The sequence below is a fragment of the Lientehia hominis genome, from assembly GCF_021044755.1.
Lineage (GTDB): Bacteria > Bacillota > Clostridia > Lachnospirales > Lachnospiraceae > Lientehia > Lientehia hominis.
Window position 1 is genome coordinate 579691 of the sequence record NZ_JAJNOR010000001.1, and the last position, 14278, is coordinate 593968.

At 45.4% G+C, this 14278-nt stretch carries 17 protein-coding genes; 1 reads left to right on the plus strand and 16 read right to left on the minus strand.

Annotated elements, in window-relative coordinates; translation table 11 throughout:
• The first annotated feature begins 115 nt into the window (after positions 1-115).
• Positions 116-289 (plus strand): hypothetical protein, encoded by a 174-nt coding sequence (locus LQE92_RS02605; RefSeq protein WP_231061446.1) that lies wholly within the window; start codon positions 116-118, stop codon positions 287-289.
• Between the two features lie 102 nt (positions 290-391).
• Here LQE92_RS02605 and LQE92_RS02610 read toward each other — a convergent pair whose 3' ends face one another.
• The 16 genes from LQE92_RS02610 to LQE92_RS02685 all read right to left on the minus strand — a co-directional run bounded on the left by LQE92_RS02610 (position 392) and on the right by LQE92_RS02685 (position 13618).
• Positions 392-1759: an MATE family efflux transporter gene (locus LQE92_RS02610; RefSeq protein WP_231061867.1), complete on the minus strand. Its 1368-nt coding sequence runs from the start codon at positions 1757-1759 to the stop codon at positions 392-394.
• A gap of 16 nt (positions 1760-1775) precedes the next feature.
• Entirely contained in the window at positions 1776-2384 is a 609-nt protein-coding gene (locus LQE92_RS02615; RefSeq protein ID WP_231061447.1) for a TetR/AcrR family transcriptional regulator, read from the minus strand.
• Positions 2385-2543: 159 nt separating this feature from the next.
• Positions 2544-3416 (minus strand): AraC family transcriptional regulator, encoded by an 873-nt coding sequence (locus LQE92_RS02620; RefSeq protein ID WP_231061448.1) that lies wholly within the window; start codon positions 3414-3416, stop codon positions 2544-2546.
• Between the two features lie 63 nt (positions 3417-3479).
• Positions 3480-4364: a sensor histidine kinase gene (locus tag LQE92_RS02625; protein WP_231061449.1), complete on the minus strand. Its 885-nt coding sequence runs from the start codon at positions 4362-4364 to the stop codon at positions 3480-3482.
• Between the two features lie 13 nt (positions 4365-4377).
• On the minus strand, positions 4378-5211 hold the full coding sequence (locus tag LQE92_RS02630) for an ABC transporter permease subunit (RefSeq protein WP_231061450.1): 834 nt from the start codon (positions 5209-5211) through the stop codon (positions 4378-4380).
• Positions 5204-6118, minus strand: coding sequence for an ABC transporter ATP-binding protein (locus tag LQE92_RS02635; protein WP_231061451.1), 915 nt, complete (start codon positions 6116-6118; stop codon positions 5204-5206). The genes LQE92_RS02630 and LQE92_RS02635 overlap by 8 nt, the downstream gene beginning before the upstream one ends.
• 88 nt (positions 6119-6206) lie before the next feature.
• The gene (locus LQE92_RS02640) at positions 6207-6872 is read right to left on the minus strand and encodes a response regulator transcription factor (protein WP_231061868.1); all 666 of its coding nucleotides are present in this window, start codon (positions 6870-6872) and stop codon (positions 6207-6209) included.
• A gap of 76 nt (positions 6873-6948) precedes the next feature.
• A complete protein-coding gene (locus LQE92_RS02645) occupies positions 6949-7158 on the minus strand; it encodes a helix-turn-helix domain-containing protein (RefSeq protein WP_231061452.1) in 210 nt (69 codons plus the stop codon).
• A gap of 11 nt (positions 7159-7169) precedes the next feature.
• Positions 7170-7745, minus strand: coding sequence for a hypothetical protein (locus tag LQE92_RS02650; RefSeq protein ID WP_231061453.1), 576 nt, complete (start codon positions 7743-7745; stop codon positions 7170-7172).
• 266 nt (positions 7746-8011) lie between these two features.
• The gene (locus tag LQE92_RS02655; RefSeq protein ID WP_231061454.1) at positions 8012-9145 is read right to left on the minus strand and encodes an aldo/keto reductase; all 1134 of its coding nucleotides are present in this window, start codon (positions 9143-9145) and stop codon (positions 8012-8014) included.
• Between the two features lie 610 nt (positions 9146-9755).
• Positions 9756-10502 (minus strand): EFR1 family ferrodoxin, encoded by a 747-nt coding sequence (locus LQE92_RS02660; protein ID WP_231061455.1) that lies wholly within the window; start codon positions 10500-10502, stop codon positions 9756-9758.
• Complete coding sequence (locus tag LQE92_RS02665; protein ID WP_231061456.1) at positions 10499-10867, minus strand: ArsR/SmtB family transcription factor; 369 nt, start codon at positions 10865-10867, stop codon at positions 10499-10501. The genes LQE92_RS02660 and LQE92_RS02665 overlap by 4 nt, the downstream gene beginning before the upstream one ends.
• A gap of 11 nt (positions 10868-10878) precedes the next feature.
• Positions 10879-11652 (minus strand): nitroreductase family protein, encoded by a 774-nt coding sequence (locus LQE92_RS02670; RefSeq protein ID WP_231061457.1) that lies wholly within the window; start codon positions 11650-11652, stop codon positions 10879-10881.
• A 296-nt stretch (positions 11653-11948) separates the two neighbouring features.
• Positions 11949-12635, minus strand: a complete 687-nt coding sequence (locus LQE92_RS02675) for a hypothetical protein (protein ID WP_231061458.1) — start codon at positions 12633-12635, stop codon at positions 11949-11951.
• Complete coding sequence (locus LQE92_RS02680) at positions 12625-13236, minus strand: TetR/AcrR family transcriptional regulator (protein WP_231061459.1); 612 nt, start codon at positions 13234-13236, stop codon at positions 12625-12627. The genes LQE92_RS02675 and LQE92_RS02680 overlap by 11 nt, the downstream gene beginning before the upstream one ends.
• Positions 13237-13258: 22 nt before the next feature.
• The gene (locus tag LQE92_RS02685) at positions 13259-13618 is read right to left on the minus strand and encodes a dihydropteridine reductase (protein WP_231061460.1); all 360 of its coding nucleotides are present in this window, start codon (positions 13616-13618) and stop codon (positions 13259-13261) included.
• Positions 13619-14278 lie beyond the last annotated feature (660 nt).

Below are 14278 nucleotides of genomic sequence, written 5' to 3' on the forward strand. Positions count from 1 at the left end.
ACATCTTCTGCTGACCCGATATCTCTTACTTGAATCAAGGAAAATTCCAAAACCAAACGTCATAAAATATTATAGTGTGTGAGATATGAAATGTCATATCGGAAAGGATTTTGTCATGTTGAATTTATTATTAACGATTGTCGCCATTATTGCCGTTTTAGCCGTATCCTTTGTTATCAAAGCTGTTGTGGTCATTTGTGAAGAGCGTGAAGAAACAGCAAGCGCTTCCGATCTTTATACCTCAGCCGTAAGCAGACATACTACTTCCCATAAGAAAGCTGTTGCATAACCCCATTATCACAGCTGAATAGATTTTGAGCATACGGAACTGCCATAAAGAAAGCTTCTGAAAAGAGGTTTCCTTTATGGCAGTTCTGCTTTCTAAAATCTTTTATTTCCCTATGATCATCTGGTCCGCCATATTCCTGCCCGCCATCTGTTTCATACGCCGCACGGATCCGATGCAGACCAGGGCAGTGAGAACATCCGACGCAGGCTGTGCAAAATAAATTCCATTTATACCGAAGAAACGCGGCAGCATAACGATGAACGGAATATAGAACAGTCCCTGCCGGATCACAGAAAGCAGCAGTCCATACCGTGCCTCGCCAATGGTCTGGAAGGTAATGGTCATCATGTAGCAAAGTCCAAAGGCAGGGTAAAGCGCCACCTGCGAAATCAAGAGCTTCGCTCCGTATCCGACCACCGCAGGATTTCGGTTAAAGAGCATGATAAGCGGTCTGGAAAGCAGGATATAGATTGCTGCAACCGCTGCCGTAAGTACCAGAGAGGCCCTTAAAGAAAAGCGTACCGACTCGTGAAACCGCTCTTCATTCTTGGCGCCAAACGCATAGGACGCCACCGGCTGATATCCCTGCATGAATCCCATCACCACATAACAGCCGATCAAGACTAGTCTTTGTACGACTCCATATGCCGCAATGATCAGATCCGAATCCGGCATCGGCTTGGCCGCAATATTGGTCAGCGAGGTGGCCGCTGCCAGGCAGATTTGAATGACCGCCGTAGGAATCCCTATTACCGTGACTGCCTTTATCAGAGAAAAGGTGGGTTTGAAATATCGTTTCCGCATTTTAATGACAGAGCGTCCGCTTCCATAAAACCATGACAATATCAAAAATGTCACGATCTGGGAGACAGTCGTCGCTAAGGACGCCCCTTTCACTCCCATGCCAAGTCCCCACTCAAACATGAATACCGGGTCCAGAACGACATTGAGAGCGGCGCCGGTAATGACCGCAATGGAAGAAATCTTTACGGAAGACTCCGCCCTGGCGGCACAGTTCATGCTTTGGGCAGGAAGATTCGCCAGAGCGGCGATGAACATCCAGAAGGCATAATCCTTTGCCTGAGGCAGCACCGCGTCTGACGCTCCGAACATCCGGAGAAGCGGCTCCATAAAGGCGATTCCTCCCAGGCACAGGACTATGCCGATCAGCACTGATATCCCCACTACACTGGTCACGGTCGTGCCCGCTCCGTCTTTGTCATCTGCGCCAAGCTGCCGGCCGGCCAGAACTGCCGCGCCGGCGGCAAAAATATTTTCCACTGATACCATGATCAACAGAAGCGGAAGTGTCACTCCCACAGCTGCCAGAGCAGTATCCGAACCCAGCATCCCGATATACGCTGTATCCACAATATTGTACACAGCTTTTGCGAGCAGCGCCAATGTAGCGGGAACCGCCAGCTTAACTATTGCTTTTGATGTCTTTACTTCACCTAAAAGAGAACTCATGCCTGGCTTCGCTCCTTTATCTTTTAATAACTCCATAAAGCAGGATATCCAAAGCTCTCCTGCATCTTTGCTCATGCTCTTCCCGGGTCTCTCTGTCCATACCTGGCGCACTGTATCCGGCATTGACAAAATCCTGATACTGTCCGAAGGTTTCAATGACCTCTTCTTTCGTTACGTCAGGGCGAAGCAGCTCCCGTTCCAGGAAACGGCCCAGGATTTCCACATTCAGCTCGTCAAAGGCTTCTTTCGCTTTTCTTATTTCATCAGTCAAATGACCCGGAGGCGAAATCACCACTTCGCAAAATATCCTCTGATATAAAGGATTTTCCCTGAAAAACTCCATACGTGCATCAAAATACTGTTCCAGCCGGCCCTTCGCATCCTCTGACTCCGGTTCCAAATGACGGCGCAGATAGGAAACAAGAGCATTGAAGCATTCTCCGACACACACCAGATATACCTGATCTTTATCTTTAAAATGGTGATACAGCGCGCCCTTGGAAATACCTCCCTCAATGCAGATGGTATTAATGGAACCCATTCCATAGCCATGTTCCCCAAATTCCCGAACGGCGCTCTCAAGAATCTTCTGCCGGCTCAGCTGATTCTTTTCTTCTCTCTTCATGCCAGACACCTCCTGCTCTGAACTTAATTTACACAAAATAGACCACCTGGTCTGTTCTTGCAGTATAGCACAAACAGACCAGGTGGTCTATAATATTTTATCCGTTTATAAAAAATTTATATTTCACTCATACGGTACCGGCTGTCTTCCTCCTCTGTTTTATTTCACAGCCAGCAGCTCAATATAACCGCGCGAGCCGATCGGTTCCAGCTGGATGCGGGGATTTTCCCTGTCCCACTTGCGTCCGGTCACAGACGGATCGTATTTCCGGATGGATTCCCGTACCGCTTCGATCGCCTGGCAGTACTCCTCCTCTGCATATGGTTCTCCCTGAAACACCAGATATTTTGCCGGGGGCAGTTCGATCACATCAAATCCTTCCGGCACCGGTCCGTCATATTCCGTACCGACTTCCACTCCCTGGACATATTCGGAGGTGCCGGGCTTCCGGTACGTCTCCGGCAGCCAAAGGCATACTGGCTCGCCGCACAGGGACTTCATGCTCATGAGAAGCCCCCAAACGTCACAGCCCACCTCCTCACAGTAAGGGAAATAATCAGACGCTTTAACCCCCCTCTTCAGGATGACCTTGCGGGCAGGCTTGTCAACCTCCTGAATAAACACGTTTTTTACTTTTTCCATAACAGTTCCTTCCTTTCTGATTTCTCTGTAAACCGCGCCGTAGGGGGTGAACAGATAAAGAGGAACAGGGTTCTCGGCATATTCACTGGGATTGCAGCCAAATTCACGGAAAAATGCCCGCTGATACCCGTCCACACTCCCAAAGCCCAGACTAAAAGCCACATCGATGATCCTGCAGGCTTCGTCCCGCAGCTTAAGCGCAGACTTTGACAGCCGCAGCCGCCGGATATAATCCGCGGGCGTCCGGCCGGTCCATTGCCGGAACAAACGGTAGGAGTGCCATGGTGAATATAAGGATGCCCGTGAAAGGTCCGCCAGGGTAATCTGCTCCTCCAAGTGTACTTCAATATAGTCCTGCATCCTCTGCACTGCTTCTGCCTGTTCCCTCATCTCTGTCACCTCCCCACTGCTTCATACTATCAGATCAAAGAAAAAAACTCTCGACGATTTTTGTCATGGAGCGAACAGAACCCGGATAAAGATCCGTCCGTCATGGTACTTCGCGGTAATCTCCCCTCCCATCTGTTCCGTAAGCGCTTTTGCAATAGAAAGTCCCAGCCCCGTCGACTTTCTCGCCGACTCTACCGTATAAAAGCGGTCAAACAGCTTTCCAGTCTGAATTTCATCCAGACTGGAAGCGCTGTTTGAAAATACGATCTCTCCGTTTTCCGACAGAGTGATATTCAAATCTCCGTCGCTGTACTTAATGGCATTGCCAATGATATTTTCAAAAATACGGGACAGCGCCCTCTTGTCAAGCCTCCTCCATATTTTCTTTTCCGGCATGGCAATCTCCGGCTCTATCCCGGCCCCTTTAAGAGAAGCATAATAAGCTGAAATGCTTTCCTCCAGAACGCGATTCAAATCCACTTCCTCATTTTCACCGTCCGGCGCTGACGTGGTGAAGGAGTAGCGGAAAAGCTCTTCCATCAGCTGCTTTAAAGCTTCCGTCCGGTTTTCGATTGCCTTCAGATACCGTTTCGCCGCTTCTGACTTTTCTTCCCTCTTTAATAAATCCAGATAGCCGCAGACAGCGGTAAGCGGAGTACGCAGATCATGGGAAATATTCATGACTGCTTCCCGTATCTCCAGATCGCCGTTTTGCAAACGTCTTCGCTCCTTTCGCAAAAGCCGGAGCTGTACATTGATCTCCGCAGCCAGCCTGCGGATACGGCGGTCGCCGCTGGAGACCGCGATCATGGTATTGGTATCCTGCTCCAGCCGTTCCTGGAATCCTGTGCGGATCTCATCCACTGCTCTGCGGAGCAGTATTATTTTGATCAGAAGCACGAAAACCAATATTATAAGAGCCACGCACAGTAACAAAAGCCAGAGCATTGTCTGCCCTCCTCTACTTTATATCCACCCGTCTGAACACGATCAGGCCGCCCGCCGTTGTAAGAATCATGATAATGACAGAGTAAAGCGGCATCTGCCACAGATGCAGGGCTGTCATGCCGGAAATCTGCAGAGCCTGGCCTGTCGGAAGAAAATCCAGGGCAAACTCGTAAATATCCCGTTTTGTCCCTTTCAGATAGTTCGGATTCGGTTCCGGTTCATCCGTCACAAGCTCTCCGCTGACGCTCATATACGTATAGCTGTCGTATTGCTCCGGCTCTTCAAGCCTTGCCCTGATATAAGCGGCGGCAAAAAGCAGAAGGACAACTCCGATGATACTCACGACGGAGACAACGGCCCTGTTCTGGATCAGCATCCCAAGCAAGGTGAAAACAGCTGTAAAAGCAAGACTCATCAAAACGGCACACCCCAAAAATGCCGCCACAGGCTTTATTCCCTTCTCAAAGAATCCCAGAAGAGGAATCCCAAACGCACTGACCGCCAAAAGATAAAAAATATCCATAGACAGACAGGCTGCGGAATTCACGATCAGGTTTGAAAGATAGATTGAACTTCTGCCATGGCCGACCACAAGCTTGTTCCGGACTGTCCCATCGCTGTATTCTGTGCCCAGGAACAGGCTGCAGAAGGCCGCGGAAAGGAGCCCCGTGAAAACCGTGTAGGTGAAAAATATATGATCGAGCGGTATCGAGTATCCCGTCTCCAGCCCCCTCATATGACTGCTCACGGCGCTGAAAGCGCCGGATCCGAACATAACGATAAGCCCGATCCAGAACACTTTATCCCGTTTAAGCCGCGCGAAATTCGCAGATAATAACCTACTCATGCTCTTCACCCCCTACCAGGCTGACATAATAGCTTTCCAGACTTTCATCCCGCTCGTGTATGGCGGTCACTTCGCAGCCATTCTCCGCGAGCGCCAGAACCGTCTTGGATAGGTTCAGATCCCCATAGATATCAGCTTCTTCCTCTGAGACGATACTGTATTCCATGTTCATTCCATCCAGTACGCGGGCCAGAACCCCGATATCGGAAACAGCCAGACGCACACATTTCCTGCAGGCCTCCTCCAGCTCTTTTGCGCCGATTTCTTTTACCATGCCGCCCCTGTGGATGAAACCATAATGAGTAGCCAATCTGGAAAGTTCGTCTAAATTATGGCTGGATATCAGTACTGTGATCCCCTGTTCACGGTTCAGCCGCAGAATCAATTCTCGGGTTTCAATGATCCCCTGGGGATCAAGGCCGTTCACCGGCTCGTCTAATACCAGAAAATCCGGATCCCCGGCCAAAGCAACGGCGATTCCCAGACGCTGGCGCATACCCAGAGAAAAATTCTTGGCCTTTTTCTTTCCGGTGTCCGAAAGGCCTACCAGCTTAAGAAGCTGTGGGATGCCGTCGAAGGACGGAAGTCCAATAATCCGGAACTGTTCCCTGAGATTCTCTTCCGCCGTCATATCTAAATAAACGGACGGCATCTCGACAACGGCACCCATACGCCGTCTCGATGCTGCTATTTCTTTTTCCGTGTTTTTCTTCCCATACAGATAATACTCGCCCCTTGTAGGCACTTGAAGACCGCAGATCAGCCGGATCAAGGTCGTCTTTCCGGCTCCGTTTTTGCCCACAAAGCCATAAATGGCTCCCTTTGGGATATGCATGTTCAAATCATTCAGGGCCTTAAAGCCCCGGTACTGTTTCGTCAGTCCATCTGTACGCAGTACATATTCCATATCAATGCCTCCTTTATTTGACTGACCCAAGCTTAGCACGATATGGTTAAGGAACCGGTTAAGACATTAGTTAAGAAAACGTAAAGATTCACTCCTCCCTCAGCTTAAACCCGATGCCCCAGACCGCTTCAATATAATCTTTTCCGCTGGCCTCCCGCAGCTTTCTCCGCAGATTGCTGACGTGGACCTTCAAGGAACTTTCCATACAGTCCGGCGTATCCTGGCTGATGAGCTCCAATATCTGGGACTTTGTGACCACTTGGGAGCTGTTCTGCATGAGCTGCCGGAGAATCGCATATTCCGTTTTTGTAAGTCTTACGGGAATCTCCCCCGCACGGACAGAGTGCGAAGAGGTATCCATGACCAGATCTCCGCAGGCCAGCAGAGGAGCTTTCCCTATACCAAGGCCGCCGCGAAGCTGTACCGCGATCCTGGCGAGAAGCTCCTCCATATAGAACGGCTTTGTAATATAATCCACCGCTCCGCCAAGCAGCAGCTGGACTTTGTCTCCCACATCTGCCCTGGCGCTGACTACGATAACAGGGATACCGGATATCCTGGCCAGGACCTCTTCTCCCTTAAGACCTGGCAGCATCAGATCCAGCAGCACCAGGTCCGGAAGGCATGACTTCAAAATCAGAAACGCTTCCGTGCCGGAATAGGCGCGCAGGACGCCATAGCCTTCTTTCGCAAGTGTTTCTTCTAACATATCGCCTATATACACATCATCGTCAATGATCAGTATTCTTTTTATTTCTGCCACCTCCCAGCGTCTTTATACATTAAACGCTGCTTTTATCATAACCGTTCGGCGGCATAATATCAACCGGTCAATCCTTTTGATACTCTAAGATATCTCCGGCATCACAGTCCAGAACCTCACATATGGCGGCCAGAGTAGAAAAGCGGATTGCCGTCACCTTATTGTTTTTTATTTTGGAAAGATTCACATTAGAGATGCCGACTCCCTCAGCAAGCTCATTTAAAGAAATCTTCCGTTCTACCATCATGCGGTCCAGCCGCAGTACGATCTTTCCCATGACCAGCCTCCTTATAAAAGTCCGTCTACGTCATTCTGAAGCTGTGCTCCATACGCGAATATCTGAGAAAGGCAGAGGATCAGAATACCTGTGATAAAACCTTCCAGATTCACGCTGATCTCCGCAAATTCTACGCCGAGCACAAGCCTGGAAATGCTGCTCATGATCAGTCCTGCTGCCGGGACGGCTATATAAAAAATCCCGATCTCCCTCACCATACGCGTGATGTCCTTCTGGAAAGGAGTGCTGCCCTTGGAAAACCATGTTTTCCCCTTAGCTGTTTTAAAGATCAGATAGATATTCCGGAATACCATCGCCATCAAAGACAGGATCAAGACTGCCCCAATGGAAAACAGAATGACTGCGGCATAACGGACATTTCCGTCTGCACCGACCGCCGTCATCTCAAAGCCGTAAACACAAAGATATTTTCCAAGCTCCGGCGCCTCTTTCGTAAGAATGCCGCCAATCCAGTCTCCTGCCGCAGCCGTACATATCAGCAGTCCTGCAGCGGCCACCGTCCCTATCCAATGAAGCACCTCCAAAACCTTTGACACCACCAAAGCAATCTTATTCAATTGACTCATATCTTCCTCCTCTATTATTTTCCGGCGCTTCGCGCCTTGATAATGTCATCATAGCACCATTCTTAATGTATGTCAATATATTTTTATCGATAAACATTAATAATTTTGTGTTAATCGATAAACCATGCAAGTGAGAAGACGTAATGCTTTCAGCCACATTCTTATTGGAAACAAAAGCCGCCTTTTCCCACAGGCGGACTTCCTGTTTTGGAAAAGGCGGCCGGCATCTATACTTTACTAGATGGCGCGATAGACTGAGAGCCGCGTCAGGCTCTCAGCCTCCTGTTAAAATCAGACATTGCTTCTGAAATTTTAATCTGCTGAGGACATACTGCCTCACAGCTCCTGCACCCGATACAGGCATCCGGACGTTTTTCCTCCGATACTGCCATCAGGACCATCGGCGCAATAAATCCGCCTTCTGTAAAACGATGCTCGTTATATAAAGACAAAAGAGAAGGGATATCCAGCTGCTGCGGACAATGACTGGTACAATAGCGGCATCCCGTACAAGGCAGTATGCTCTTCTTCACCATGCCGTCCGCAATTTCCATCAGCGTATCAAATTCCTGACGGTCAAGCGGCCTTTCCGTTTCAAATGTCCGGATATTGTCCTGCAGCTGTTTCAGATTTGACATGCCTGATAACGTCACAGTGACACTTGGAATCGACTGCAGAAACCGGAATGCCCATGCCGGCGTCTCTTCGTCGGCGCGGAGCTGTTTGAGTCTCTTCGTGTCTTCCCTGGAAAGCGCGGCCAGCTTCCCACCCCGAAGTGGTTCCATCACCCACACGGGAATCTGATATTCTTCCAAAAGCTCTGCCTTTTTCTCTGCATCCTGAAAGCTCCAGTCCAGATAATTGAGCTGGATCTGGCAAAACTCCATCTGTTCTCCGTAAGCTTCCAGAAAACGCTTCATCACCCCATAGCTTCCATGAGCGGAAAAGCCCAGGTGATGGATCCGTCCCGACTGCTTTTGTCTCATCAGATATTCAAAAATACCGTATTTTTTATCCAGATACGCATCAATGTTCATCTCGCAGACATTATGGAACAGATAAAAATCGAAATATTCCACTCCGCACCGCTTTAACTGCTCTTCAAAGATCATCTCCGCTTTGTCCATATTGGAAAGGTCATATCCCGGAAATTTGTCCGCAAGAAAAAAGCTTTCCCTGGGATACCGGCTCAGTGCTTTACCCAGGACAACCTCAGAACAGCCGTCATGATACCCCCAAGCCGTATCGTAATAATTAATTCCGTGTTCCATGGCATAGGCGACCATCCTTCCGGTCTCTGCTTCGTCTATTACTGCGTATTCCCCATCCGTTACCGGCAGGCGCATGGCTCCCAACCCCAAAGCAGACAGACGCATATCCTGAAAAGTCTTATAAATCATATCCTCATTCTCCTTTCATAACACTTCCATTCCTTCTGATATTCCACCTTCAAAACAACCATACACCCTGGAGTACACTCAAAGTCAAGAAAAATATCACATAAAATCCCTAACCGGCAGAACAGCGATTATCCGCAGGGATACTTTGGAACGATTTATGACTGTCAATCAGGCCAGAAATCTGATGATAAAGACACAGGAGGGATTTTCAAGGGCTGGGAAAGCAAGGTGTTCACAGATCAGATAGAACGGATCATCATTTATTTTGCCATATCACCGTACAAGCTGGATTAGTAAGACAGAGCACCATTTTTGCACCGTCCTCCAACAAATGAATTACCATATTATAAAATGTACCGGAATAGTAGTATGCAAGCAATGTTTGCGCATGACGAAGCTGGGAGACGCTCCCGGCAGATACACAGGGGATATAGAAAATCGCGACTATTTCGGTATTTATATGGGAGATCATTCCGGAGAAGCAATTACCGATTATATCAGCTTTTTTAATAGATTTCTAACTTATTATTCAAAAAGTATTAAATGATTTGATAGCTTACAAGCCTGCCATCAGGCAGCAGTTTTGTGTGCATGTATATATTTAATTCACTTATTTTAAGCAATTGTAACGGGGTAATCCCTTACTGTGTTTTCCATATTCAATCGCTTCTTTCGGACATGTACAGATACAAGCCATACAGTGCGTACAATTATCGCCCCACTTTGGTTTTCCATTTTCAATACTAACATTTTTCAGCGGACATACATTGACGCATTTGCCGCAGGAAATACAGTGGTCAGTGGCGTAGAACTTTTTTGCATGAACGAACATCGGATAGAAAAGGGCGTTTATCATTCCGCTGTTCATTTTATCTCCGAAAGAAATTTCGCGATTGGGCAGCTTATCTCCATTTTTGATATGAAGTGCTGTACTGTCTATTACGCTTTCGGCTTGCTCAATAATCTGTAATGCCTCATCCTCGGTCGGCGTGGAGAACAATGCAATATAGTTTTCAGGCATAACGATCTCAGCACAGCCGCAGTAATTCATATTCTTTTCCGCACAGAGCTTTTTAAGATAATGACCTGCGTTTCCAATGCTCCCTCCGCAGGTCATAACAAAATAAACCTCCTTTTTTCCGGAAAAGTTTGTTTTTTCCAGCCAGTCGCTGACGATGCGCGGTATTCTCCAAGCATAGGTCGGAACAACGATCACCCACGGACGTTCTGATTTCATTTCTGAATAATCCATGTTTCTGATTTTATCAAAAAGATTGGTTACCTCATCATCAATCTCTTTGCCAATTCTCCGGGCGGTGTATTCACTGTTTCCTGTTCCTGAAAAATATAAAATCAAAACTTATCTACTCCCTGCGATTGTGAACTGATATGTTGTACACTTTCATATACCCGATTAACCAAACAGGCAATATCCTTCCATTGTGTTTCGTCCGTGCTTACGTAGTAATAGTTTTTCGTTCCTTCACGGCGCATTGCAACAATACCGGCCTCTTTTAAAATCTGAAGATGATGAGAAACGGAAGGTCGTGTAAGATGTGTCTTTTCCGCAATTTCTCCAACTCGGATACCTGATAAATCACTTTCAAGCAAAACCAACAGTATTAACTGCCTTGTTTCATCTCCGATTGCAGTAAACGCATTTCTGCATTTCCGGAATCCGTTTGTAATATATTTCAGGTTCTCTTTACATTCTTTTTCCATTTCAAAGCCCCCTACATATATCTGACATTCAATTTTTTATGGGGTGTTGAACGAAGGAAATTTACATTCGGATAGCCAAGTACCAAAGTCATAGCAGCCTTTTTCCCCTTTGGAATACTGATTGCTTTTTTTATTTTCCTTGAAGCATTCGCCGCCATTGTGAAAAAGCCGCTGTATAGTACGCCTAAGCCGTTTGCTTCTGCTACATACTCCATATTTTGAGCCGCAAGAATGCCGTTTGTTTTATCCTTTGCCATGATAACAATTACAATAGGTGCATTGAAAAAGAAGAAGCTGTCGTTGATTTTATTGTTCCTTGCCAACGGGCTGAATAAATCTACAATCGGCTTGACTGTTCTGAACACCTTAACAGCCATTGTCTCGATACGCTTTTTCTCTTTATCAAGCACAATAAAAGAAACATCCTGCATATTCTTTGCCGTATGGGTAAGTCTGCCTGCTTCTAAAATCTGCTCTATAATATCCTTTGAAATCTCTGTTTCCTTAAAATTGCGGATACTTCTTCTAAAGCGAATTGTATTCAATACATCATTTGGATTAAGGCGATTCTCTTCTGTCTTTTCCACTTGACCGTCGCCGCAGTCAATCATCAAAATTGCTTTTTGGGGACAGACTGCCGAGCATTGTCCGCACAATATGCAGCTATCCATAATCGTAGCTGCTTTCTTATTCCTTATTTCAAGGTTATGTGCCACACAAACGTTACCGCACATACCACATCCAATACATTTTTCAGTATTTATCATTACCCGCTTCCGTGTCATATCCTCAAATCCTTTCGTTAACATTCTTTAACCATTATACCAAGCATACGCTTGAAAAACAACATCGGTAAAGAAATTCGTTACCATACGGAAAATATTCGCAGACCAATTCTTTTTCCCGGATAAAACAGATGAGAAATGGATGCAAAGGCGGCAGCTTGATACTCTGCTTGACAGCATGAGCGACAAAGGAAACGCCGAAAACCCGCATAAACACTATGTTTTTGCGCGCTTTCGGCGTTTTCTAATTCCTCAACCGATTCAAAATCATTTTGTGCGAGAGAGAAATATTTTCGCTATTTTTTATATCGTTTTAATCCTATCATCAGTAAACGTATTGTTATAAATAAAATAACAATGTAAATCGCCGCACTTGAAACAGCAGACAATATAAACATATCATCAACGCTTGATTCCGTCTGCTCAACCATTATCAATGTGTTTTGAAGTGTAAGAATGGAAACCAGTGCATCAATAAAGTTGATTGTCCGAAGTTGACCAATAAGAATATTGCCGTGTCTGCTGTGTCTTTGTTTCTGAATATGGACAGAAGCCATTGTGAGTTTATAAGTTGTATAAGCTGCCATTGTAATTGCAGGAATCACTCCCATATTTACTGGCTTTTCTAAAATGACCATTAACGAAATAGGAAGTATTAAGGCCAGATTTAGCAGCAGAAGCATAACGGAACTAATGACAAAGGTTCTGCACCTGCAGTGTTCCCTTTCCTGTTCGGCACCTGCTATGTTTTTCTTTTCAGTTAACAGAATCATTCCCCGAATTGCAATAAGGAGAAGATAAAATACACAAATGCTTCCATGCCATACTGACAAAAGATGAATACCTAAAAAACCATTATATAAAGCAAACAGGATAGAGACGCCAAAAGAAATAATGGAACTTGCTATCGTTTTGAAAGTATAATCCTTTTTCCATTTTTCAATCATTGGCTTTACTTTTTTGCTTATCGAATTATTCTCCATATGTACTTTCTATAGTCCCATTTGTTGGTCTAACGCATTCTTCTATGATAGCTGCTATTGTTTCGACAGTATCCGAACAATCATGATTCAGCCATTCTTTGATAATAGCCATAATCCCTTCTATGTAGTACGCAATATAATATTTCCAAAATGCAGATGGAACTTTAAATTTTTTCAAAATCGGTTGGAGAACATATTTTTTTAAATTCCCATAACGTTCATTTGCCTGCATACTGTTAGGATTTCTAAAAGCTGCACGGTAAACCTTTTTGTTATCGCTTATAAACTGGAGATATGGTTTCAGATAATCCCCTGTAATCAGAACAAGGTCTTTTAACTCATCGCCATTTATCTTGTCCCAGATAGTTTTTGTGTCTTGCGCAAAATAAGACTGGAAGCGTGTATCGACACTTTCCATTGCTTCATTTACTAAATCGGCAATTGTCTCATAATGCAGATAAAATGTAGACCTGTTCACTCCAGCTTTTTCACAAATTTCCTTTATTGTAATATACTGCAGATCTTTCACTTCCAACAAAGCTATAAGCGCCTCGTCCATACAGAGGGCGGTATTGAAGTATTTACTTTCACATTTATTCATATATTACCGCCCCCCCTTTTTGTCATTCGACTTTTTCACTGATTTCTTTTGCAAGCTGCATAATTTCAAACGCATACTGTTTTTTTCCATTTTCAAGCAGCTTTTTATAAATTGGGTAATTGACGCTTACGCCAATGATGCCAATAATGCCTACGATAATCCCGACAGCCATCATCAAAGCACTTCCATCCCCGATTACTTTCATGGACAGACACATCCCTGCACCAAACACAAGTGCCATAATAATTCCAAAAGTATAAGCAAAGATGTTTGCTTTGCTTTTTGCTTTTCTGTCCAATTTTTTCAACGCAATCACTTTAGAAGTGTCCTTTGGTGCGTATTCGTTAGCAATTGCTTCTGCGTATATCTTGTCTGTGTTCATAGTGTATTCTCCTCTGAATAATATATTTCAGCCGTGACTGATAATATAATCATAGAAGACCTATTCTCAAAATTGAACAACACCTTTTCTACTATGTGTTGATTTCACAATATTTTCTATTTGTCCTTTTAACAATATATAAAACAGTGCTTCATAAATGAAAAATCCGCCGAAAATCCTAATATGCTAAGAAGTTTTGGCAGACCGTATACTACTATTTCTATACTATGCGTATATGGTATGTATACATCCTGCCGCTTGTGAGTAAAGCGGTATAGGTCTCTTTTTTGCGTTCCTGCAAATAGTGCCTGTGCAGCTGCCCTCATGAGCCGATAGGTTTGCTTTCTTTTTCGGCGGGTAAAATAAGACAAGGAAAGCATCCGTCCAAAATCTCAATTCACAATCAAATTATAAAGAAACTTTGCTTCGTCGGTCTCAACTAACCCGGTGCCCATCTCGCGGTTCACTATACGAATTTTCCCTTCCTTCAGTTCTGCTTTAATCTCGTACTAAGACGCGGTTACAGTCATTCTATAAGTAACCGCTTCAGCCGCACTATCCACCAGAGGATACCCGAGGGGTATACTTTTTAAAATCATTTTAAATTACTTCTGATTAAGTCACGGTTAGATACCGGCAGAAGTTCCAGGCCGTCACGAT

Bases quoted from the DNA above. Each gene is read 5' to 3' on its own strand.
- LQE92_RS02655 (WP_231061454.1), bottom strand. From the start codon at position 9,145: ATGATTTATAAGACTTTTCAGGATATGCGTCTGTCTGCTTTGGGGTTG.
- LQE92_RS02645 (WP_231061452.1), bottom strand. From the start codon at position 7,158: ATGGGAAAGATCGTACTGCGGCTGGACCGCATGATGGTAGAACGGAAG.
- LQE92_RS02650 (WP_231061453.1), bottom strand. From the start codon at position 7,745: ATGAGTCAATTGAATAAGATTGCTTTGGTGGTGTCAAAGGTTTTGGAG.
- LQE92_RS02635 (WP_231061451.1), bottom strand. From the start codon at position 6,118: ATGGAATATGTACTGCGTACAGATGGACTGACGAAACAGTACCGGGGC.
- LQE92_RS02610 (WP_231061867.1), bottom strand. From the start codon at position 1,759: ATGAGTTCTCTTTTAGGTGAAGTAAAGACATCAAAAGCAATAGTTAAG.
- LQE92_RS02630 (WP_231061450.1), bottom strand. From the start codon at position 5,211: ATGAGTAGGTTATTATCTGCGAATTTCGCGCGGCTTAAACGGGATAAA.
- LQE92_RS02670 (WP_231061457.1), bottom strand. From the start codon at position 11,652: ATGACACGGAAGCGGGTAATGATAAATACTGAAAAATGTATTGGATGT.
- LQE92_RS02615 (WP_231061447.1), bottom strand. From the start codon at position 2,384: ATGAAGAGAGAAGAAAAGAATCAGCTGAGCCGGCAGAAGATTCTTGAG.
- LQE92_RS02625 (WP_231061449.1), bottom strand. From the start codon at position 4,364: ATGCTCTGGCTTTTGTTACTGTGCGTGGCTCTTATAATATTGGTTTTC.
- LQE92_RS02685 (WP_231061460.1), bottom strand. From the start codon at position 13,618: ATGAACACAGACAAGATATACGCAGAAGCAATTGCTAACGAATACGCA.
- LQE92_RS02620 (WP_231061448.1), bottom strand. From the start codon at position 3,416: ATGAGGGAACAGGCAGAAGCAGTGCAGAGGATGCAGGACTATATTGAA.
- LQE92_RS02680 (WP_231061459.1), bottom strand. From the start codon at position 13,236: ATGAATAAATGTGAAAGTAAATACTTCAATACCGCCCTCTGTATGGAC.
- LQE92_RS02665 (WP_231061456.1), bottom strand. From the start codon at position 10,867: ATGGAAAAAGAATGTAAAGAGAACCTGAAATATATTACAAACGGATTC.
- LQE92_RS02605 (WP_231061446.1), top strand. From the start codon at position 116: ATGTTGAATTTATTATTAACGATTGTCGCCATTATTGCCGTTTTAGCC.
- LQE92_RS02675 (WP_231061458.1), bottom strand. From the start codon at position 12,635: ATGGAGAATAATTCGATAAGCAAAAAAGTAAAGCCAATGATTGAAAAA.